Genomic DNA, 23,186 nt, shown 5'->3' on the forward strand with positions numbered 1-23,186 from the left:
TACATTATAGTCGCTGAAATTAAGCTCTTTTGTATTAAAAGTTGCATTTCATCCAAAAAAATGCATTTCATCTAAAAATTGCCCCCACATAGTACTTGTTTTATACGAATATGGAAATGGTAGAGTTATAATAATCCCAAATCTAATTATTAAACTTAACCGACCAATACTTATGACCTGTAAGGAATGTGGTACTAAGATTACCCGTGAAGAAAATGAAGCTTCATATGATGTTATTGGTGTTTCTCTTTGTGAAAAACACCTTAAACTTATTAAGAGAATCATTTTGAACAATAACACGCCACTTGAGGCCATTCAACTGTTTTATGCCCTAAAGGAAAAAGGAGCCCAACCTATGTTGGAATGGTGGGATGGCAAAAAATCCGTCGACATCGCCTTCTCTAGGGTAAAACTTAATATTGAGATTGACACCCAATATGACCTGATAACCCATGAGCAAGCGTTAAAGGACCTTGAGGAATCCATGCATTCTTTTAAAAATGGGTTCACTACCATACGAATTCCGCATTTGACCGTCAAATATTACCTTGAAGATACGGTAGAGAACATTCTGGAAATTATTTCTAGTTTAAAGTCTAATATTAAGGTTATATAAAAATCTTCATTCACGAAAGGGAGAATTCCATTGTTGTCAAATTGTAACTTTCAAAATACAGTTCATCCGAAAAACAGTGAGTTGGTCTAAGACTAAAACTTGTCATAGGGTTTTGTGCTTAATTTGAGAGCCGATATTAAAGTCAAACTAGATTACAAAAAGCAATGTCAGAAAAACTTATCATAAATTTCACGCCAACAGGGATGATACCCACCAAAGATTTGACTCCACACGTTCCCATTACGGTTTCAGAAATTGTGGATGATGTTCTTAAGGCCGCCGATATAGGTATCACAATGGTTCATCTCCATGCAAGAGATGAAAAAAATGGTAGGCCGACCTATAAAAAGGAGTTGTATGGAAAAATAATAGAAGGCATAAGGACTTACTATCCAGATTTGGTCATTTGTGTTTCCCTAAGTGGAAGGGATTTTTCCGAGTTTGAAAAACGATCAGATCCACTATTATTGAAGGGGAGATTAAAACCTGACATGGGAAGTCTTACCCTTAGCTCATTGAACTTTAACAGCTCAGCAAGTGTAAACTCGCCAGAAATGATTCAGAAACTGGCCAAAGCTATGCTAGATAATGGTATTGTTCCTGAGTTAGAGGTCTTTGATGTAGGCATGATTAACTATTCAAAATATCTGCTTAAAAAAGGATTGATAAATCCACCCTTTTATTTCAATTTGATTTTGGGAAACATAGCTTGTGCCCAAGCTACCTTATTGAACACAGGTATTATGATCAATGAATTACCTGAAAATTCAATTTGGAGTATAGGTGGGATTGGCAACACCCAACTGAAAATGAATTCAATAGCAATTGCCATGGATGGAGGGGTTCGAATAGGTATCGAAGATAATATCTGGTATGACAATGGAAGAACAAGACTTGCCTCAAACGCTGATTTTATAAAAAGGATACATACTCTTGCGAATGCAAATGAACGCGAAGTGATGACAGCCGCCGAATTTAGAAGTATTATGAATTTAGAAAACGGTAAAGATTCTTATGGGCGCTTCAATCAATGAAAACATGAAATTAAGGGAGGAAAAAAAGTTTTATAGGTTCCAACATTTGTTCCTAAGAATTAGGCATGGGTTGCTTTTCTTAACCTTAAGAAACATTTTGGTGAAGTTTGGATTAGACATTGGGATATACTTCTGGGTGTTAGAAGGAACAGGAACTATTCTTCCTCCAACAATAAAAGGTAATACTGAAGATTATGATTTCATTTTTTTGTCTCACAATGACATCAAAAGTCTTGGAAATTTACATTTTTTAAACCCTGATAGTCTGATTAAAAGAAATGGTAATGGAATGAAGGTGGTGGGATTAAAGAACAGGAACGGTCAAGTAGCTGCTTTCATGTTTATTGAATACGAGAATTTTGGATATGAAAAAAGAAATTTTCGACTAGAGGAGGGAGAAGTATATCTCTCAAATATGTACACTTATCAGGATTTTAGAGGGCAAAATCTCGCTCCATACTTAAGACATAAGAGCTATGAAATACTAAAAAAGGAAGGGGTTACAAGAATCTACAGTATCACTGATTATTTTAACAAATCTTCTCAAAAATTTAAACAAAAGTTAAAGTCAAAAAACTTGTATCTCTTCTTCAATATGATCCTTTTCAAAAAATATCATAAAACTTTTAAAATTAAAGAGTACTAAGTTTAATATTATCCTAACCATCCCTCTCTATCCAAGCTGCGATATTGGATAGCTTCAGATATATGCTCCTTTCGTATATTGATAGCGCCTTGCAAATCTGCGATTGTTCTTGCTACTTTTAAGATACGATCATAAGCTCTTGCAGACAAGTTGAGGCGCTCCATAGCCTGTTTTAACAAACTCAAGGAAGCTTCATTTAGATTACAGTATCTACGAATCAATTTTGTGTTCATTTGTGCATTATAGTGAACGTGTTCTAGAGCTGAAAAGCGTTCGGTTTGAACCTTCCGGGCTTCGATAACGCGATACCGAATTTGACAACTACTTTCGCCTTTTCTAGCTTCGGAAAGTTTGTCAAAAGGTACAGAGCTCACTTCTATATGGATATCTATGCGGTCCAATAAGGGTCCGGATATTTTATTCAAATAACGCTTCATTTCAGCATGTGAAGAAGTAATTGGAGCGCTGGGGTCATTAAAGTATCCGCTCGGACTTGGATTCATGCTTGCAATCAACATAAAACTACATGGATAAGTTACAGCGAACCGAGTGCGGGCTATGGTGACCTCCCTATCTTCCATGGGTTGACGCATTACTTCCAACACTCTACGCTCAAATTCTGGAAGTTCATCTAAAAAGAGAACCCCATTGTGAGAAAGGGAAATCTCGCCTGGTTGTGGATAACTTCCACCTCCCACCAAGGCGGCACTGCTTATGGTATGATGTGGATTGCGAAAAGGTCGTTGTCTCATCAATCCGTGGTCTTTGATCTTGCCTACAACACTATGGATTTTGGTGGTTTCCAAAGCCTCTTCCAATGTCATTGGAGGAAGAATGGACGGCAAACGTTTGGCCAACATGGTTTTCCCAGCTCCAGGCGGACCAATTAGAATAAGATTATGTCCTCCTGCAGCGGCAATCTCCATACATCTTTTTACTGTTTCCTGCCCCTTAACATCCGAAAAATCAAAGTCGGTTGATGTTTTTTTCTCATCTAATACGGAGAAATTCTTAACCTTAGTAGGTTCAACTTTATTCCCTTCATTAAAAAAGTCAATCACCTGAGCGATATTTTCCATAGCATATACATTTAACCCATGAACAATAGCGGCTTCTTCCGCATTGGCTTTTGGCAGAATAAACCCTTTAAATCCTTCTTCTTTTGCTTTTAGAGCAATCGGTAATGCTCCCTTTATTGGTTGTAGACTTCCGTCCAAAGAGAGTTCTCCCATTATAATAAAGTCTTCCAAATTGGGGCCTTCAATCTGTTTGGAAGCAGCAAGTATTCCTATACTAAGCGTTAAATCGTAAGCCGAACCCTCCTTTCTCAGGCTTGCGGGAGCCATATTGATTGTGATACGTTTCCCGGGAATCTTATAGCCATTATTGTTGAGCGCTGAGGCAATTCGATATTGACTTTCTTTAATAGCATTGTCAGGAAGACCCACCAAATGATATCCTATACCTTTATCAATATTGACTTCCACAACCACTGCTGTAGCCTCAATGCCAAAAACGGCACTTCCGTATATTTTCGTCAGCATGACTTAACTTTATGGTTTCACTCTGCTGAATATACTCTTTGAACTAAAGAATTGAAGTTATGTTTTGATGAATGGGAGTTTTGAGTTGATGTATCTATTTCCCGATTGGTTCTTTGAAACCGTTATGCATCATATTGATTGGAAGTAACAAAAATTCGTTTAGATGCAATGGTCTTCTATATTATCACTTCGTTCGGCATCATTTCTAAACCCAAAAAAATAAGAATGTTTACAATATCCTTGTCAATTTACTTCCAGAGAAGTCGTTGATGAAATAGGTTCGCCAGCTTTATTAAAACCATATAAGGTAATATCATAAATTCCTTTAATACTTGACGTATAGAATTCCAAAAGCTCTTCTTTTTCTAACTGCATATCCGGAATCCATAACAATTGTCTTCTAAAATCAGGAATACGTGTCCAATCTTGACTATCTTCTTTATTATAGTTTTGTTGGTAATAATTCTTTTTTCTTTCTGGGGTAGTAAGTTTTACTTTTAACTGATTTTCAGAATAGAATGTTTCGGCAAAATCACCATCAATAGTTGTAATTGCTAGTATCCCGTCAAAAGATACTGGGCCTAGCTGATATAAACCCTTGGAAAAACTGATTTCCTTTATTTTACGAGCATCATAATCCATAAATCCTTCATGTTCACTTATGAACACGCCGTCTACAAAAAGCATGGGCTGCAATCCACTTTTATCTCTGGCTAAATCCGTAAACACCTGAAATACACGTTTACCATTCGGATTTCGCCGTATCCCCACTTGACTGATAATCTCAACAAAAGTTTCTCTAAGGGTTTTGAAACGGGTAAAATTATCTAAATAAAAAGTGCGTTCCATTTCTCTATAAAATGGAGTTCGTAAATCTGGATCTAAAGTTGTATCCAATCTTAAATAGGAATAGGCATTAGCAATTTGATTTTGCACGCTACGTTGCCGAATTGTCTCCAACATTCCAGTATGCAATTCAAATGGTCTGAAGTCAAGCTTATTATATATCATCTGATGATTATCCAATAATAGCTCGTAATCACCCCAATCCCCTGATAAATTACTGATGATGCCCGTGGTATTTTTGTAATTTTCATCAACATTTATGAAAAACACACCTTGTTTATTGGTAGTAGCAGTCTTTAAAAGATAATTCTCCCCTGGAATTGAAAAGGCAATGGTGCGCTGTGGAACGGGCAAATCAGTACTAGTATTTACAATACGTCCAGAAATGAGTTCACCTCTTAGTTCGGGTAAACGAAAAATTTCGTTGGATGTCTTACTCGACGTAAAAAAAGACACTTGTTTCTTTGCCAAAGGACTTTTATCGCCGCTATTCCTTAAATACTCCTCCATAGGTTCATTCTCGTTGGGAAACAACTCACTTCTTTTTGATACGGATAAAGAGTAGCTTCCATTAACCAAGGATGAATCCATTCCTTGTATACGAAGTGCGACTTTCTTACGCTTTCCAACAATTCGATTGTCAAGTTTCAATTCTATTTTGCTTGAAGGAAACTTAGATTCTGTTTTTTCCGATATGCCCTTCGGATTTAACGGTAAACCAGATATTGAATCGCTATCCAGCTTTCGGTGTTTTTCAGGAACTTTTTGGTATGGATTAATAACGATTATATCCGTTTCAAAAAACGATTCAACACCAAAGTTTTTCATCCAATTAGTATAGGCCAGTAATTTATAACTGCCTGTCAGTTGTTTTTCGGATACAAAAAAGTCCCCATAGCCCCTACCATTATCTAATTGGACCTTTTGCTTTACTATTGGTGTTCCGTTTTCCGAAATCAATTCGATATAAGCAACCTGACTTAGATTACTTAAGTTATTCTTTTCTTTATCCAAGCAATACAAAGAATAAAAAAACCGTTCTCCGGTAAAAAGAACATGACTGTTATAATGTAAAAAAATGCTTTCTTCTGGGAGAGATGCAAACTTGACAGCCCGCTCTGCATTGCCCTGTTCATTTAATCTCAATTGTGAGTAAGAACAATAAGTAATCCCAATCAAAAGGAAAATAAATAAGGTGTGTTTTCTTTTTTGCATTTTTCTTTGATTAGTCAACCCAGAATGAAGGTCTTACGTTACTTCCTAATTGTGTACAGTCTCCACATGGGGCTGGCACAACAATATGAGGCCCCACTGGCAGTCCTCCTTCTGAAGTAATTTCGCCTTCATTTGGACCTACATATTCAACTGCTTCATTGGCAACCAAATCACTTAACAAACAACCTACAAAAAGTCCAAACTCATTAAATACTACAAAATCAGGAGCGAGCTTAATGCAATCAACGGCGTATGAGGGTAAGTCTTCTCCTGGGAAAAAGTCATCATAATTGAAGAAAATACGCTGTTCAGACACACTTGATACTTCAAAATAACCAAGAACAATTTCGTCTTCACTCTCTTCCGAAAATACATTACCCACCAGAAGGCCTGTTTGTGTTTGAGAAAAGAGATCGTCACTTTGGGAGAGTTCCTGTAAACGTACATAAAACGTATGTGCCGCAGGAGATTGCACAAACTGCCTAACAAGAATGCTATACCTATGGGTCAGGATATAGTCATTTCTATTAATAAACCGGACTTGAAGTCTTGATACCCTGTCCTCATCCAAACCACTGGTATTGGTCAAGATAATTCTATTGGAAATATCAGTTCCATAACAAATACGTTCATCGTTATCTCCAGTAAATACCAAATCCACATTACAGTCCTGTGGTAGACCAGGAACTGTTTTCACCAAATCGGTATCTGCCCAATCTGGGGCTATTATTAAAAAAGTTTCCTCATATTCATACCGATATAAATTGCTATTGTTTGTAGGGTCAAAGCTATTTACCAGAATAGCCATTCCTTCATTTCCATCGTCATCAGTAGTACGAGCTGCTTCAACGCTTTCAATCGATGTCTCTTGAGTGAGTTGGGCTGGGTCTGAGGTATAACTTCTTCCGTCTGAAGTGCTAATAGATAATTGATAATTCCTATCACCTACAGCCTGAAAGACTTGATCAGACTGATATAAACCCGGCTCTATTTCAGAAAATTGAAATACCATACCTTGATCATCCAAAACCGCTACACTTGCGTTGTTCTCAGCCCTAGCACCATCCTCTTCAAGCTCAAAAGCTCTCGTTAATTTTATTTGATGTTGTTTTAACTCATTTGTAATTGTGGCCTCGATCACCAAAGCACTTTCAAAATTTTCGACAATACCTTCTGCGTCAAAAGGCTCTATACAAGCCTGTATGAGAACAACTGCCGATAGCATTATTAAAATGGAGAAAACTCGCAATCTTTTTTTAAATATCTTCAACATGCACTCTCAAAATTAAAATTTAAAGTTATAGGTGATTGTTGGAATCGGAATTGCAAAGATTGAACTTTGTAGAGCTCTCACTTGCCCATTTTCCGTTACAAAAAATACTGAAAATGGATTATTTCTTCCCAAAACATTATAAATGGAGAGACTCCAAAAACTATGTGCAAATTTTTTGATTTTGTGGTTTCCTTCTAGATTAATACTCAAATCCAATCTGTAAAAATCTGGAATCCGAAATTCATTTCTGTCGCTAAAGAAAACAAAATCAGCGTTATCGAACTCAAACTGCCCCAATGGAAAAGTTACGGGACGACCGGTTTGGTACACAAAGTTGGTTGAAGCACTTAAACGTTTTGTGATTTTATAATTGGTCACCAGACTTACATCGTGAGGCCTATCAAAGTTTGTGGGGAAAAAATCCCCGTTGTTAACCCTTTCTTCCCTGAACGGACTATCCAAACGTATGAAAGAACGGGAATACGAATACCCTAGCCAGCCATTTAATCTACCTTCGTTTTTTCTTAAAAGAAATTCAACTCCATAAGCCTTACCGTCTCCTTGGAGGACTTCGGCCTCCACCGTCTCATTCAATAATAATTGCGCACCTACTTCAAAATCCAATAGGTTTTTTTGTCTCTTGTAAAACCCTTCAATACTTAATTCATATTCGTTTTCTTTAAAGTTTTTAAACAGCCCTAAAGAAAACTGATTTGCCTGCTGTGGCCTTATATTTAAATCTGACAGCTTATATGTATCTGTTTGGGAAACTGTGGTGTTACTGTTAAGGGTATGTATATACTGGAATGTATTATTAAAACTAGCTTTTAAGGATAAATCTGGATTTATAAAGTAACGTCCTGATATTCTAAATTCTGGACCTCCGTAGGTTTCAATGACCTCGTTTTGTCCAAACTCTTGTGTTTCTATTAAGGTACTCGAATTTCTTGGCGCATTTTCTTCATATATTCTTTGAACACCTTCTCCTAATGCCGCATAAAAAGAAAATCTAACCCCCGCATCTATAAGAAGCTTTTCGTTTACTGTATAGGTGTCCGAAAAGAATAGGGCTGATTCCAGAGCCCTTTCCCTAGGTATTGATAATGGAGTAACTTCCGAATCTTGATTAAGGGGATCAACATTCCCTGGATCAATCTGATATAATTTGCTGGAAATTCCGTATTTAAATTTATGCGACTCGTTATGCAGATAATTGAATTCCAATCTTAGTTCACTTTCATTATTAATGTATCCCAAATCAAAATCCGTGTTGGAATCTCCATCAAATTCTATATTGAACCGGTATTGACTATTGGTCAAAATTAAACTACCAGTGTTCTTTTCGTTAAACTTATGATTCCATCTTAAGGAAGATAATCTGTTACTATAATTGAAGATAGAATCAGACGTAATACTAAAAGCATCACGACTAAAATATCCTGTTGCCTTAATCTCATTTTTTTCGTTAAGGGTATGATTGTACTTTGCAACAACATCAAAAAATGAGGCCTCACTATCATTAAGCTGCTCATCTTCCAAAGACCGTAAAATCCAACCTGAATAGGTTCCACGTCCGCCTACCAATAGTCCTGCTTTGTCTTTTTTTATGGGCACCTCCAAAACCAAATTACTTGTTACAGGACCAATCGCGGCCTCACCAGAAAACTTTTCGGTATTCGGTGTTTTTGTCTTTAAATCGAATACAGAGGACAACCTTCCGCCAAATTGTACCGGGATACTCCCTTTGTAAATATCCGCAGAACCCGTGCTGAATGGGTTTAGTGCAGAAAAAATACCAAAAAAATGGGAAGGGTTATAAATAACCCCGTCATCCAATAAGACTAGGTTTTGGTCGGTCTTACCTCCCCTAACATTAAATCCAGAAGCTCCTTCCCCTGCGTTTGATATACCAGGTAGAGTTAATGCCGCCTTTAAAATATCCCGTTCCCCAAGAACAAGAGGAATGGTCTTTATTTCTTCTATTTCCAAACTAACTAGGCCGGTTACTGGAATTTCAACATTTCGTCTTGCCTTTTCACTGACCACCACTTCGTCCAATGCCTCAACACTTTCTTCAACACTAAAATCAAGAACACCACTATTATATATTATTGCCTTTTTTACTCTATCCTTATATCCAAGCCCGCTTACTCTAATTATATGTGTTCCTCGTCTTATATCAAGACTATACTCTCCGTTGTCATTTGTAGATGTTCCCTGTTTACCATCATCAACTAAAATAGATAAATCCGGGACAGGTCTGCCAGTAAGAAAATCTGTAATTCTGCCAGTTAGCTTAACTTCACTTTGACTTCTATTGGCCGTTGCTTTTCCAATTCTTACTGTTTCTATTCTTTCACTAACACCTGTGCTCTTATCCTCAAAAACTAACCCCGTATCACTTGTTACCCCCTCCATTTCGGTTACAATGGAATCTTGTTCTCGCTTTCCAAAAAAATCGTCTCGCAATTTGTCGTAGACAAAACTATTTCTAGTTAGATATACGTTGTTATCATTATCTAGGTAGAAGTTAATATCCGTACTTTTTAGAATATCTTTTAAGACCGTATCAATCCTTGCATCTATGTAAGACTTTGTAAACACTTCTGTCCCAAACCATTTGGCATCATAAAAAAACTTAAGACTTGTTTGTTCTTCTATACTTTCTAAAATAGTTTCAATTGACTGGTTTTCAGCATTTAGGGTGACATTGGGCAGCTTTTCCTGTGCCTGAGTCTCAAAAATGAAGACACTTAAAATGGAGAAAAGGAGTACCTTGATTGGTTTTGAAGTTTTGTGTAATCTTTTAATCATGCGGTACTTCCAATTTGCTTTACTAATTCCACCATAAACCTATTTTGGTCTTTGTATTTTCGTTTAAGCTTCTTGTAAAGGATGTTTAATTCTTTCTTATTTATCTTGAAGGCTTCCAAAATGTCTTTTTTTGAATTTAAACTATAAAACTTCTCATCATAAAAGAGTGAGTATTGTTTTTTTAAATCTGGAAATTCATAATAAACAAATGAACCTCCCTTAAGTTCCACCTTGTTTTTGCTATGCCTAACGAAAAGCCTTAAATCATTGTTCTGATAGAGGCTCTCGTAAAAACCAGCTTTCAATATTTGGTTTTCTTTTGGAAACTTTAATTGAACAAAGCGATGTTTAAGAAGGTCAAATGAATCAACATCACTTTTAAATAGTTGTAGAGTGGCTTGTTGTCCTGTTGCTTGACTTTGTACTTGGACCAGTACTTGATCATGATGAGCATCATATTTCAAGTATTTTTCATAGTAAGGTTGTCCTTTATACCAAATATTTCCATTTTCGAAATTGGACGATTTAAAAAACTGCTTGTTTTCGTTGATGGTCCTATACTTTTCTGAATACAAAAGACCTTGACTCAAACCCGTGTTTTCAATACCAACTACAGCGTCAAAAGCTACATAACCATCTATGGCATCAATTTTACTGGTTTGAGCGATTACATAAAAACCTAGAAACAAATAAAAATAAAGGAGGGAAAATATTCTAATCAACTTAAGGGTATATTATAGCTATCATTCTTTGTTAGCCTTAAAAATACGGAAGTATAGATTAATTCTAAACAAGAATCGTTTAGAATAAATTATATTATTTGTGTTTTTAATTAGCCGCACCATAATAAGGGATAATATTTACTGATAATCAGCTAGGTAGCTGTATTAAAAAATGAAAGTTAAAACTTAAACAATTTCTTGTTAGATTACATAATCTTAAAAAGAGACCTAACGCTATTTAAATAATCAGCCAAAAGTCTAGATCCAAAGCAAGCCATCTAGTCGTTTCAATTGACAAAATATTCATTATTAGTAGTCAGATGGAACAAAAACCAGTTTAGATTTAGCAGTTTCCTCTATTTCGACTTTGTTCATCATCATTTTTCTAAACTCTCCATTTACGAACATTTTTGCCTGGTCATCGTAGTGTTCACTCAATGGATTTCCAGATTGACCTGTTGGGAGTATACTTAAGCCATTCTCAATATCCGAAAAATCGATAATCCGGCGCGTAGAGGGACCTGAGTTTACTTTGTAATATCCTGTACTATCATAAGGAAAGGCCAAATTGTTAATCACCTCTCGCGTTCCAACAATGGGGAATGGCCCTACGTTGAAATACTTACGCAAGCTTTCTACCTCTCCAACGGGGTGCTTATGCTCTAAGGTGTGTACTTTTTCCCACGTCCAATCATCCGTATTAGGCCCCAAATCCATTTGTAAGGAAACCCAAGCGTCAGCAAAAGATTTCAATACCACATCATTTCGTGTCTCTTGGGTATTGGGTGTAAGCACATTGTCCCACCATTTTCCAACTTTCATTATTGCTCCCCAAGCTATCTGTCTTTTCATTAAATGTGTGGAAATAAACTGCTCAAATCTTTCCTTCCCTAGCTCGTCTTCAAAAGTGTTCTTCAACACGAAGTACTCACAGCGATGATACAAAACAGCGCTTTTACTATCCAGTGAATAGGTTCCATCCCAATTTCTTAGCTCATCTATCAATACCAATTGCTCTTGTTGTAGGTGGGAAACATCCAGAAGTTTTATCAACTCCCTTACCAATTCTGGATTAACCGAAGAAGTTACATCCAAAATCATTTCTGAAGCTGATTCTTTGTCCCAGTCGTCCTTTGGGTCCAATAACTCCACTATTCTTCTAGCGCGATTTTCAGGTAGATAATAACCAGGATACAACATCCCAGAAATAGAATCAGGCTGATTGTTTGCGGAATACACATAATTCCAAGGTGGATTGATTGCACTTGGATTTTCAGAAAAGTCAAGATAGCGAACAGGTTCTTGAGTTCCCGAAGCCCCGTCCAAAAATAACTTGGTCGATGTGCTGTCGGGCATTTGATATAATTGAGCAGAAGCCCACCAAGCTACGTTTCCCTCTGCGTCACCATACATTACATTTAGGCCTGGAGCATGAATTTTTGGGAGCGCATCTTCAAATTCTTCTATATTGCTTGCATGTGAAATCCCATACAACGCATCCAAAACACGATTTTCCCATTTAGTGTACATCCAGGACATGGCAATTGGACGTTCATCTTTTACTTGTTTGGCAATTCCGTTTAAGATAGGTCCATGTCTTGTTTTTTTATAGTTGAAAGAAATTGGATCTTCACCTTTAACCGGAATCGTTTTTTTTATAATCTCGTATTTTTCCCATCCTGTTTCTGTCTTATACAACGTAGTATCAGAAGCATTGGTTTCCTCAACATAAAAATCAAGGTCATCGTTTTGAAACATGGTTAGTCCATAAGCTAGGTTTCTATCATGTCCTAAAAGTGGAAAGGGAACTCCTGCTAAATGATACCCATATTTTTCGTAAGTGGGGGTGCTAACATGAGCTTCATACCAAACCGAAGGTTGGGCAAAGCCAATGTGGGGGTCATTTGCCAAAATGACTTTCCCCGATTTGGTTTTATCCGGACCCAAAACCCAACTATTGCTCCCCTCAAACTGGGGAATGGGCAATTTTTTAAGCGCTCTTGATACGGTGGACATTAAATCCTTAGAAATGGTATCAACTGCCTTTTCTTTGAAGTTTTTTATCCAAACGGTAGAAGTGTCTGAATAAATGGCCAAATCATCCAAATATTCTTGGCCCAAGTCATGTAACATGTCTGTGAGTAGTGGGTCTGTCTTATGGGCTTGTGCAAAACTAAAGGCCATATATCCTACAGCATCATAAATATCCTCTATGGTGAATGGTTCAACATCCAGACCCGTTAGATAAAACTCCACTGGTTGAGGACCTTCATCGATAAATGCATTTATTCCATCCAAATATGCATTGCAAAGCAGAACGGTACGACTGTTCTTATCCAGTGCCTGAACTGTCTTTCTTGTATTCTCATCAATTCCAAGGGAAAGAAAAAGTTTATCAGTTTCAACAAGGTCGGGGCCGAAAACCTCGGATAATCTTCCTTTAGCAACCCTTCTAAGTAGTTCCATTTGCCATAATCGGTCTTGGGCGTGAACATAGCCTAAAGCCCGAAATGCGTCTTCTTCTTTTTCCGAATATAAATGGGGAATGCCATAGGCATCGTAAAATACTGTAACCTCACCGTTTAAGCCTTCTAAAGACTGCTGGCCACTATAGTTAGGTTTTAATGAATTGATGAAAAAGGTAGCTCCCAAAACTATGAGAACTATCAGAATACCAAGTACCCAAAGTACTTTCTTAAAAGTTTTCACTATGCCTTCGGTTAAGTTAGTTAGTTGACCGAAGTTACATTTTTTTAAAAGAATTTAAAATGAATAACCCTTTTATTGGTTCATTGACAATTCGTAATTGACCAAACCGGATTTGAGCCATTTTTCATAGGTTTCAGTATCAACGTATTGCACAGCCTCATTGAGCACTTCGAGATTGGGAGACAATAAAACATAATAGGGTTGGGAAGCTGCATTAAAGTTTATCGTCTGAAAGGTACCCCATTTTTGACCTATGGTCTCGATAGTTTTTACTCTCCCTGAATCGTATTTGAAATCAAATTGTTGGTCGCTTGGTAGTTCTTTTCTATCATCCACATAAAGAGAAATTAAGACATACTCTTCTTTGAGCATTTGGTAGATACTGGGCTGACTCCAGACATTTTCTTCCATTTTTCTACAATTCTGGCAAGCCCATCCGGTAAAATCCAATAGAATGGGTTTGTTTTCGGCTTGTGCATGGGCCACGCCCGCATCAAAATCTTTAAAGCAGTCCAATCCTAAAGGACAATCACTTTCTGTTTGCTGAACGCTGTAAAAGTCTGGAGGCAAGAGCCCACTTAACAACTTCAAATGGATCACACCCGAAAGCCCCAAAATCAAGTAAAGAGAAAAAGCGGTGGATAACACCCCAACCAATCTACGAGTAGAAGATAGCTTTTGTTTTGGACCATCATGAGGAAATCTAAAAATACCAAAAAGGTACAAGGCAAGCAGGACAAATAATACAATCCAAATCCCTATAAACACCTCCCTTTTTAAAATCTCCCAATGCCCAACCAAATCTGCATTGGACAAGAATTTGAAAGCTAAGGCCAGTTCCAAAAAACCTAGCACAACTTTTACAGTGGTCATCCATCCTCCAGATTTAGGTAGTGAATTCAACCAAGCAGGGAATAGAGCAAACAAGGTAAAAGGAAGGGCCAATGCCAATCCGAATCCTACCATTCCTGCAGAAAGATTGGTAGCCACATTACCCTCTGCCAAGGTGGTGCTTCCCAAAAGACCTCCCAAAATGGGACCTGTACATGAAAAGGAAACAATGGCCAAGGTCAACGCCATAAAAAAGATGCCTAAGCCACCACCAACTTTAAAAGATGCTTCATCCATTTTATTGGCCCATGAACTGGGCAGGGTTAATTCATAGTATCCAAAAAAGGAAAAGGCAAAAAAGACAAATATGACAAAGAAAAAAACATTGAGCCATATATTGGTCGCTATGGTATTCAGAATTTGCGAGTCTACTGAATCGAAAAGGTGGAAAGGAAGACTCAAGAGAAAATATATCAACACAATAAAAAAGCCATAAAGCACAGCGTCGATAATTCCTTTTGACCTCTTTTTAGATTTTTTTGTAAAAAACGAAACAGTAAGGGGAATCATTGGAAAAACACAAGGTGTCAACAAAGCAATCAATCCTCCCAAAAATCCTAGCCCAAAAATCATCCAGAGATTGAAATTTTTACTTGAACTCCCCAGCTCATTTTGGGCAAGTAATTCTGTGTTCTTTAAATCCAATTTAAGCGAGGAACCCAAGGCCTGACTATTTTCATCAATTTCTTTTTCAGTTGCTACGAAGGCACTCCCATCCAAGGATATTTGGAAAAGTTCGTCCATAGGAATACAGACTTCCTGGCATATTTGATAGAACAAATTGACTGTTATTTGGTTTACATCCGGTTTGAGGAGCTTAATTTTTTGCGTGAAGATGGCCTTCTTCTTGAAGAAAGTTTCCTCAACTTCAAATATGTCACTATACTCTTTGATGGTTTCGCTTTCTGCTGTTTTTCCAACCAACACGTAGTCTTCATCCACCCGCTCAAAAGTAAATTCGCTCGGCAAAGAACCACCTTCGGCTGTATACTGCGAGTACACATGCCACCCTTCTGCTATTTTACCCTTGAAAACCAGCTCATATTCCAAATCTGAAAGCCTATTCACTTCATGCGTCCATGTTGCTGGATTTTCATCCAATTGACCAAAGGTTGAAAACAGATTTCCAATCAATAAAAACAATATGCTAACCAAAATCCTCATGTTGAATATGTGATTTTTACAATTTGAGTAGTGTTCCCGTCTATTTTATAACGTTCGTCTGCCCTTTTTCCTATAACCCAAACAATGTCTTCGCCCGAACAGAGCAGCCATTGGGCTTCCTTAGAAAAAACATCCATTCTCTCATCTTTGAAAAATTTGGACAGTTTCTTTTTTCCTTGCATCCCCAGTGGGTAAAAATAGTCGCCCTTTTCCCATTTTCTTAACGTTAGTGGATAGTTTAACTTTTCCTTATCCAAAAATACGATGTGTCTTTCCAGTTTTTCAAACTTTGCTGTGGTCTCGAAATGAAGGCTAATGGGATGTTCTACCCTGTTTTTATCTTCTTCAATAAAAAAAACTGATTTGGATTTTTCTTTTCTGGGTTGAAGCAAAAGGGAATCCCGGTCTTTTAGCAATCTGTGTGTTTGCGAATGGATTTCCTTGCCACTCATGCCATCAAGCAAGGATTTTACATCGTCCCATTCTGTGAATCCATAACTCTTTAATAATCCATATAAATGGATTTCCAAAGGTTGCAAAGCATGTAAATCCGGCAATTGGATTCTAATATGACTACCCTCGTTTTTAAAGATTTTCTCCTTTACTTCCTTAAATCTATTCTGTAAAACAGCTTTTGATTGTGACAAAAAAGATTGGGTAGTTAAAAAATTGTCTAAAAAAGTTGGGTGCAACTCTTTTAACCTAGGTACTATATCCTTTCTGATTTTGTTCCGTAGATATTTTGACTCGGAATTACTACTGTCCTCTCTCCATTTGAAATTTTCGCTTTTAGCATATTCTAAAATCTCTTGTCGAGAAAATGGAAGAAGGGGCCGTAAAATCTTTCCATTGAATTCAGGTATTCCTGAAAGTCCATCAATGCCCGTTCCCCTAGATAGGTTTATGATGAATGTTTCCAGAGCGTCATCTGCATGATGGGCAGTAAGTACATAGTCCAGTTTTCGTTCGTCCAAAACACTTTCGAACCATTCATACCGCAATTTCCTCGCTACCATTTGAACAGAACCTCCCGTTTTGGCCATCGCGTTAAGTGTATCAAAAACAACGGAGGTATATCTCACTTTTAATTCCTCCGCTAATTGTTTTACAAAAATTTCATCCCCATCACTTTCCTCACCACGAAGTTTAAAATTACAATGCGCCAGGGTAATATTAAGATTGCATTGTAGACATAAATGGGTCAAAACCACGCTATCCAAACCTCCACTACAAGCTAATAGGAGATTCTTTTCTTTTACAAACGAGAAATTGGCTTCTATATGTCGTTGAAACTTTTTAAGCACGACTCAAAAGTACACATTAACTGTTTTCACCTTCCAATACACTTCGCATGGCCTTGGCCTTTATCAAACATTCTTCATATTCCTTTTCAGGAATGGATTGAGCGGTAATAGCACTACCAACAGAGTAGGAGACGTATTTTTTAGTGGCGTTGTACAAAATACTTCGAATTACCACATTAAAATCAAAATCACCATTAGGGTCAAAATACCCAACTGTCCCACTATACAATCCCCGCTTGCTTTCTTCCAAATCTTCAATCAATTTCATGGCAGAAACCTTGGGAGCCCCCGTCATACTTCCCATAGGGAAGGTTTGTTTTATTATTTCTATCGATGGAGTTGTCTCAGATATTTCTGCGGTAACTGTTGACACCATTTGATGCACTTGTTTATAGGTGTAGACCTTGCAGAGCTCATCCACAGTGACGCTTCCTTTTAAAGCACTTTTTGATAAATCATTGCGAACTAAGTCAGTAATCATAATATTTTCAGCCCGTTCCTTTGGGTTTTTGGCTAATTCCATCTTCAATATTTCATCCTTTTCCCTAGTAGTGTCCCGTTTGGCTGTACCTTTTATGGGTTGGGAAACTATTCTCCCCTTTTTTCGTTTAAGATATCTTTCTGGAGAAGCGCAAAGGAGGTATTTGTCTTGCAGACGTAAAAAAGTGGCAAATGGCGGTTGGGAAATCTTGTTCAAATTCCGATAGGTGGACCAGGGCTCGATAACACTTTCCGAAGAATAAAACTCCTGGCAGAAGTTGGCTTCGTAAATATCTCCACGATGAATGTGTGCCAACATACTATTAACTTTTTCAAAATAAGAATCCTTATGTATCCTCATTTGGATACGGATTCCTTTGGAAGGAAAATCCAGTTTGGTTTCTGTTTCTTGAACAAGGTTCAAAAAATCATCTTCCATTTCATTTTTACAACTTTCTAGATAATGAAATTCGGCTACATCCTCTTTTAGAAAAATGATTTTTTCAGGACAAAAGAAATATAGTTCTGGAAAATGAAGATGGTCAGGATTTTTGGATTTCAAGGATTCCAATTTATTTTTAAAATCATAGGTTATGAATCCAAACAACCAATCCCTCTCTTTATCGATGAATTCTTGAGTTTTATCGATGTTATTTGTCTCAAAAACAGACCCATTGGTCTGTCTGGAAACTGCAACAATAGCGTTAACAGAGCTAAATTTATCTACATGTCCATTGCTGTCAAGCCATACCACTTTTTCATAGCCTCGGGTCCACTCTAAAACAGCATCCTTAAATTTTTGATTATCAGCAATCGGGAATGAACGTGATGTTCTTGGCAAGTCTTTTAGTTTAGTTTTTGAAGAAAAACCTGAAGAGCAGCAGCATGCTGTTCCTTCAATGCTACATCGGTTATTTCACCTGTCGCAAAGGTTTCATTAAAAGAAGGTAATGAGAATGTAGAGACAACTTCTGCCCCAAAACGAGGTAAAATTTTGTCTGTAATTCCCAGCGATCCTTTTCCGCCTCCCTTACCTGTGGATGCCGCCATTAAAAAAACCACAGTGTCCTCCAAAAACTTTCGTTCCAACCTAGAAAGCCAGTCAATCAAGTTTTTAAAATAGCTAGATGGATTACCGTTGTGCTCATTAACGGAAAGAACAAGACCTTGAGATTGTTGGATGTACCCTTTAAACTCTATCAAAGAGTTGGAGAATCCTTTTTTCTTTTCCTCATCGGCGGAGTACATGGGAAAAGGGTATCTAGACATATCCAAGGTCTGCACCTTATGATTATCCATTAATGAAACAGTATATTTAACCAGTTCATAATTGATAGATGTGGAGGAATTACTTCCCGCAAATGCCAAAACCTCAGTCATAACAATAAATCTTTGATTCTTTCGCTAAAATACCGTAAAGCGTTAAAAGATGAGCGTATTTTATCTAATTTTGGCGTGCCAAACATCCAAACCCGCTGTAAAGCAAGTATATAGGGTAGCCTTTTAACATGAAAACCGGAACTAACAGATTATTCTTTATTGATGCCATGCGCGCTTGGGCCATCTTAATGATGCTCCAAGGACATTTTATTGATGGTCTGCTAGATCCCATATTTAGGGATGGAAACAATCTTGTTTTTAATACATGGCAATACTTTAGGGGAATAACTGCCCCTGTCTTTTTTACCGTTTCCGGCTTCATATTTACCTTTTTGCTTATTCGCGTTCCTGAAACTGGATTGGCAAATCCTCGGGTAAAAAAAGGGATTAGAAGAGGCCTGCAACTTTTACTAATTGGCTACTTGCTGCGTATGAATTTGTTTGGGCTGTTCACTGGTACTATTTATGATTCCTTTTATTTGGTTGATGTACTGCATTGCATAGGGCTATCTATATTGGCAGTTATTGGTCTGTATCTATTCAGCGCGAATAAATCCAAAATAGTGTTCCCCATACTTTTACTTGGGACAACCCTATTGCTTTTTGCATTTGAACCAATATACAAACAATGGTCTTTTTCGTTTTTGCCATACGCTATTGCTAATTATTTTACCAAAGCCAATGGTTCAGTCTTTACCATAATACCCTGGCTGGGTTATGCCACTATAGGTGGATTCCTTTCAGTTCTTTTTACCAGATACAAGAATTTCAAACATTTATATCCTACCGCCATTACTTTGGCAGCATCTTTGGGTTTCTTGCTGATTTTTTATTCTTCCAAAGGTTTTATTTGGTTATTCGAAACAACCTCAATCGGACTTTTTGCACTAATTGAACAGAACAACTATCTGTTCATTCGGTTGGGTGATGTATTTGTCATTTTTGCGATTTTCATGATCTTACGAAAATTCATGAGCAATGCAACTGTATTGAAAATTGGCGCTAGCACATTGACCATCTATGTTGTCCATTTTATCATTCTTTACGGCAGTTTCACAGGGTTGGGACTATATCGCTTTTTTAACCATTCCCTTACCCCGGCAATAGTTGTTCCGGGAGCATTGACCTTTATGTTTGCCTGCACTTTTCTATCCTTGAGGTACAAAACGCATGAGCAACAAATAAAAGCTAACATCAATGCTATAGTGCAGACCGGTAAAAATCAAACTTTTGAATTATACAAGATTTCCACACCCATTCTAAAGGAAATTGCAATTAAAATTCGTGTTTTTATCATTCGTGTTTTGGGCCTTGCTAAGAATTAACATTCCCTCAGCTCATCACAAAAAATAGTTAAAAGCTTCAGCGATTTCAGTTTCTAGCGACACATTATAAAAAATTATAATGCTCGCTGTACCCAAGACAAAAAAGAAACTACTCTTTTTTACTTCCCTTGTATTTACGTTTTCCTCGATTCTGGCCATAAATTTTCCAACAGATTTTACGGAAAACAAGATTGTTGAAGAAGATCGTACGGCACAATTCTTTTTGGACCTTCTACGCGAAGATGACCCTTATTTAACTGTGCGAGCTCTAAAGCATATTCAAGAGAATTGGAAAGAAGGCTACGAGATCATGCTTTTGGAGGCCACTTATTTTGCACGCTCAAAAGGACATTCCAAAAAACTGTTGCAAATACTTCGACAAAAAACCGGTAAGAAATTCGGATTGGATTATGACAAATGGTTTCAGTGGATTTGGAAGAAAGATGCCAAATATCCAGATTCTTATTTTGAGTACAAATCCAAACTTCATCAATTAATCGACCCTAGATTTGGTAAATACTTCTTGAATCGAAGTCATCAATCCACTATACGCTTAGATGAAGTACGTTGGGGTGGGGTTTTGCAAGATGGTATTCCACCGCTTCGCAATCCTAAAATGATCCGTCCCTTGGAAGCCACTTATCTAAAGGATAGCGCTATCGTATTTGGTATTGAAGTAAATGGAGATGCCAGAGCTTACCCAAAACAGATTTTGGCTTGGCACGAAATGTTTGTTGATGAGGTTGGAGGAACACCTGTAGCCGGAGTGTATTGTACTTTATGCGGTACTGTGATATTATATAAAACAGAACATGATGGTGTAAATCACCAAATGGGGACCAGTGGTTTTCTGTATCGTTCCAACAAATTGATGTACGATAAGGCCACCCAATCGCTATGGAGCACCTTAGAAGGGGAACCTGTAATTGGACCTTTGGTTGGCAAAGGAATCCAGTTGGAGTATTTAAGTGTAGTGACCACAACCTGGGGCGAGTGGAAAAAAAGACATCCAGATACCAAAGTACTTTCTTTGGATACTGGACATCGGAGAGATTATCGTGAAGGTGTTGCTTATCGGGATTATTTTTCAACAGATGATTTAATGTTTACGGTACCTGAAATCGATACAAGCTTAAAAAACAAAGATGAAGTTTTGGCTATCCGCTTACCCAATGCATCAGATGAAAACTTAGCTATCAGCAGTAGTTTTTTACAACAAAACACCATCTATCAAAACCAGATAGGAAATACAGAATTCACCGTTTTCACCGACAAGTCCGGAGCCCATAGGGTTTTTAAAACAGGTGATACCCTGTTTTCGGAATACGATGGAAAAACTACCACAGAAGATTCAGATGGAAATACATGGACGCTAAAAGAAAATAGTCTAGAGGGCCCCGAAGGAGAGATTTTGGAACGATTACATTCCTTTAATGCCTTTTGGTTTGGTTATAAAGCGGCTTTTCCTGATGTGACTTTAATCAAATAAACATAATCCCTTTCAAAACGAATAAAAACTAAACATCTATTCATATGAACAATACCAAAATAACCGTAGTTGATAAAGAAAATGTACCCTCTCTTAACTTCCCTAAGAGTGATGTACTCCATAAAAAACAGGACCAAAACCAGCGTTGTACCAGCCTATTCAAGGCTATGCGCTTAGGTAACCTTGAGCGTCACAAGGTCAAAATCTTGTTTAAGGACGACGAAGGCATGAAACAAGTTGAAACCACCATTTGGGGCGTTACCAACAAACGAGTCATACTTAAGAAGGCAATTAACCTTCCCATCAATAGAGTACTCTCTGTTTCCTAAATATGTATGGGTCTATCTTCAGTGGCGGCTAAGGCCGCCTCCTTTACAGCTTCAGCATAGGTTGGATGCGCATGACTCATTCGTGCCATATCTTCGGCAGATGCTCTAAATTCCATTGCCGTAACTCCTTCCGTAATTAAATCGGCACAGCGGGCTCCGATCATGTGTACCCCAAGTACTTCATCCGTAGCTTTATCCGCCAAAATCTTTACGAAACCATCGGTATCCATACTAGCTCGTGAACGGCCAAGGGCACGCATTGGAAATTGTCCTACTTTATAATCGATTCCCGCCTCTTTCAGTTCCTCTTCTGTTTTTCCAACAGCGGCTACTTCCGGCCAAGTATATACTACTCCAGGAATTAAATTATAGTTGATATGTGGCTTTTGACCTGCCAAAATCTCAGCAACCATGGTGCCTTCCTCTTCTGCCTTATGCGCTAACATAGCTCCTCGAATCACATCACCAATTGCATAGATGTTTGAAGCCGTAGTTTGTAAATGGTCATTGACCACTACCCTGCCCCGTTCGTCCAACTGGACTCCCGCAGCATCGGCATTAAGACCATCCGTATAAGGACGGCGACCCACAGAAACCAGGCAATAATCACCTTTAAACTCCACTTCTTGGCCTTTTTTATCATCTGCTTTTATAATGACCTCATCACCAGAACGTTCCACAGATTTTACTTTGTGCGAAAGATGGAATTTAACCTTCTGCTTTTTCATCACCTTCATCAATTCTTTGGACAATGCCCCGTCCATTCCCGGAATGATGCGGTCCATATATTCTACTACGCTTACTTCTGCACCCAATCTTTTGTATACCTGTCCCAATTCCAGACCAATAACACCACCGCCGATGACAATCATATGTTTTGGCACTTCCTTAAGTTTCAAAGCTTCTGTTGACGTTATGATGCGTTCTTTATCAATAGAAATAAAAGGAAGCGTAGATGGTTTTGAACCCGTAGCAATGATAATATTCGTGGCTTCAATGGTTTCTACACTACCATCGTTCTTGGCAACATCAATGTGTGTGGCATCCTTAAAACTTCCCAATCCTTCATAGACATCTATTTTGTTTTTATCCATGAGGAATACGATTCCCTTTGTAGTTTGCTCCACTACCCCATCTTTACGGGCAATCATTTGTTGAAGATTGACTTTTACCTCACCAGGAATATCAATACCGTGTTCTTCAAAGTGTTTTATGGCATCTTCATAATGGTGCGAAGAATCCAAAAGTGCTTTTGAAGGAATACACCCTACATTCAAACAGGTTCCCCCTAAAGTTGGATATTTTTCAATAATCGCAGTTTTCATTCCCAATTGGGCGCAACGAATCGCTGCTACATATCCTCCTGGACCAGAACCGATAACGGCCACATCATATTGACTCATAA

Annotated in this window: 17 protein-coding genes; 6 read left to right on the plus strand and 11 right to left on the minus strand. The window is 37.8% G+C overall.

Going from position 1 to position 23,186, the window contains the following annotated elements; translation table 11 throughout:
- The first annotated feature begins 172 nt into the window (after positions 1 to 172).
- From ACOKFD_RS03980 to ACOKFD_RS03990, 3 genes are all read left to right on the plus strand, one after another.
- Entirely contained in the window at positions 173 to 616 is a 444-nt protein-coding gene (locus ACOKFD_RS03980; protein WP_422860075.1) for a hypothetical protein, read from the plus strand.
- Between the two features lie 164 nt (positions 617 to 780).
- Positions 781 to 1,650, plus strand: coding sequence for a 3-keto-5-aminohexanoate cleavage protein (locus tag ACOKFD_RS03985; protein ID WP_422860076.1), 870 nt, complete (start codon positions 781 to 783; stop codon positions 1,648 to 1,650).
- 4 nt (positions 1,651 to 1,654) lie between these two features.
- Entirely contained in the window at positions 1,655 to 2,296 is a 642-nt protein-coding gene (locus ACOKFD_RS03990) for a GNAT family N-acetyltransferase (protein ID WP_298998993.1), read from the plus strand.
- 8 nt (positions 2,297 to 2,304) lie between these two features.
- Here ACOKFD_RS03990 and ACOKFD_RS03995 read toward each other — a convergent pair whose 3' ends face one another.
- The 10 genes from ACOKFD_RS03995 to ACOKFD_RS04040 all read right to left on the minus strand — a co-directional run bounded on the left by ACOKFD_RS03995 (position 2,305) and on the right by ACOKFD_RS04040 (position 18,638).
- Positions 2,305 to 3,840 carry a YifB family Mg chelatase-like AAA ATPase gene (locus tag ACOKFD_RS03995; RefSeq protein WP_422860077.1) on the minus strand — a complete coding sequence of 512 codons (1,536 nt, stop codon included), beginning with the start codon at positions 3,838 to 3,840 and terminating at the stop codon, positions 2,305 to 2,307.
- 243 nt (positions 3,841 to 4,083) lie between these two features.
- Positions 4,084 to 5,901: a hypothetical protein gene (locus ACOKFD_RS04000; RefSeq protein WP_422860078.1), complete on the minus strand. Its 1,818-nt coding sequence runs from the start codon at positions 5,899 to 5,901 to the stop codon at positions 4,084 to 4,086.
- 10 nt (positions 5,902 to 5,911) lie between these two features.
- Positions 5,912 to 7,174 carry a DUF4249 domain-containing protein gene (locus ACOKFD_RS04005; protein ID WP_422860079.1) on the minus strand — a complete coding sequence of 421 codons (1,263 nt, stop codon included), beginning with the start codon at positions 7,172 to 7,174 and terminating at the stop codon, positions 5,912 to 5,914.
- A gap of 12 nt (positions 7,175 to 7,186) precedes the next feature.
- The gene (locus tag ACOKFD_RS04010) at positions 7,187 to 9,988 is read right to left on the minus strand and encodes a TonB-dependent receptor (protein WP_422860080.1); all 2,802 of its coding nucleotides are present in this window, start codon (positions 9,986 to 9,988) and stop codon (positions 7,187 to 7,189) included.
- A complete protein-coding gene (locus tag ACOKFD_RS04015) occupies positions 9,985 to 10,710 on the minus strand; it encodes a hypothetical protein (RefSeq protein WP_422860081.1) in 726 nt (241 codons plus the stop codon). The genes ACOKFD_RS04010 and ACOKFD_RS04015 overlap by 4 nt, the downstream gene beginning before the upstream one ends.
- 309 nt (positions 10,711 to 11,019) lie before the next feature.
- Complete coding sequence (locus ACOKFD_RS04020; RefSeq protein ID WP_422860082.1) at positions 11,020 to 13,419, minus strand: penicillin acylase family protein; 2,400 nt, start codon at positions 13,417 to 13,419, stop codon at positions 11,020 to 11,022.
- 72 nt (positions 13,420 to 13,491) lie between these two features.
- Positions 13,492 to 15,474 (minus strand): cytochrome c biogenesis protein CcdA, encoded by a 1,983-nt coding sequence (locus tag ACOKFD_RS04025; protein ID WP_422860083.1) that lies wholly within the window; start codon positions 15,472 to 15,474, stop codon positions 13,492 to 13,494.
- Positions 15,471 to 16,778: a tRNA lysidine(34) synthetase TilS gene (gene tilS / locus ACOKFD_RS04030; RefSeq protein WP_422860084.1), complete on the minus strand. Its 1,308-nt coding sequence runs from the start codon at positions 16,776 to 16,778 to the stop codon at positions 15,471 to 15,473. Before tilS ends, ACOKFD_RS04025 begins: the two co-directional genes overlap by 4 nt.
- Positions 16,779 to 16,794: 16 nt before the next feature.
- The gene (locus tag ACOKFD_RS04035; RefSeq protein ID WP_422860085.1) at positions 16,795 to 18,099 is read right to left on the minus strand and encodes an anthranilate synthase component I family protein; all 1,305 of its coding nucleotides are present in this window, start codon (positions 18,097 to 18,099) and stop codon (positions 16,795 to 16,797) included.
- 5 nt (positions 18,100 to 18,104) lie between these two features.
- Positions 18,105 to 18,638 (minus strand): NADPH-dependent FMN reductase, encoded by a 534-nt coding sequence (locus ACOKFD_RS04040; RefSeq protein WP_422860086.1) that lies wholly within the window; start codon positions 18,636 to 18,638, stop codon positions 18,105 to 18,107.
- Between the two features lie 128 nt (positions 18,639 to 18,766).
- Between ACOKFD_RS04040 and ACOKFD_RS04045 the strand changes: the two genes are divergently transcribed.
- The 3 genes from ACOKFD_RS04045 to ACOKFD_RS04055 all read left to right on the plus strand — a co-directional run bounded on the left by ACOKFD_RS04045 (position 18,767) and on the right by ACOKFD_RS04055 (position 21,781).
- Positions 18,767 to 19,963 carry a heparan-alpha-glucosaminide N-acetyltransferase domain-containing protein gene (locus ACOKFD_RS04045; RefSeq protein ID WP_422860087.1) on the plus strand — a complete coding sequence of 399 codons (1,197 nt, stop codon included), beginning with the start codon at positions 18,767 to 18,769 and terminating at the stop codon, positions 19,961 to 19,963.
- Positions 19,964 to 20,042: 79 nt separating this feature from the next.
- Positions 20,043 to 21,452 carry a DUF3179 domain-containing protein gene (locus tag ACOKFD_RS04050; RefSeq protein ID WP_422860088.1) on the plus strand — a complete coding sequence of 470 codons (1,410 nt, stop codon included), beginning with the start codon at positions 20,043 to 20,045 and terminating at the stop codon, positions 21,450 to 21,452.
- A gap of 44 nt (positions 21,453 to 21,496) precedes the next feature.
- On the plus strand, positions 21,497 to 21,781 hold the full coding sequence (locus ACOKFD_RS04055; RefSeq protein ID WP_422860089.1) for a hypothetical protein: 285 nt from the start codon (positions 21,497 to 21,499) through the stop codon (positions 21,779 to 21,781).
- Here the strand turns inward: ACOKFD_RS04055 and lpdA are convergent.
- Positions 21,778 to 23,184 carry a dihydrolipoyl dehydrogenase gene (gene lpdA / locus ACOKFD_RS04060; RefSeq protein WP_422860090.1) on the minus strand — a complete coding sequence of 469 codons (1,407 nt, stop codon included), beginning with the start codon at positions 23,182 to 23,184 and terminating at the stop codon, positions 21,778 to 21,780. The two genes, ACOKFD_RS04055 and lpdA, sit on opposite strands and share 4 nt — an antisense overlap.
- Between the last annotated feature and the right edge of the window lie 2 nt (positions 23,185 to 23,186).

The sequence above is a fragment of the Flagellimonas ulvae genome, from assembly GCF_049333175.1.
In the GTDB taxonomy this organism is placed as follows: Bacteria; Bacteroidota; Bacteroidia; order Flavobacteriales; family Flavobacteriaceae; genus Flagellimonas.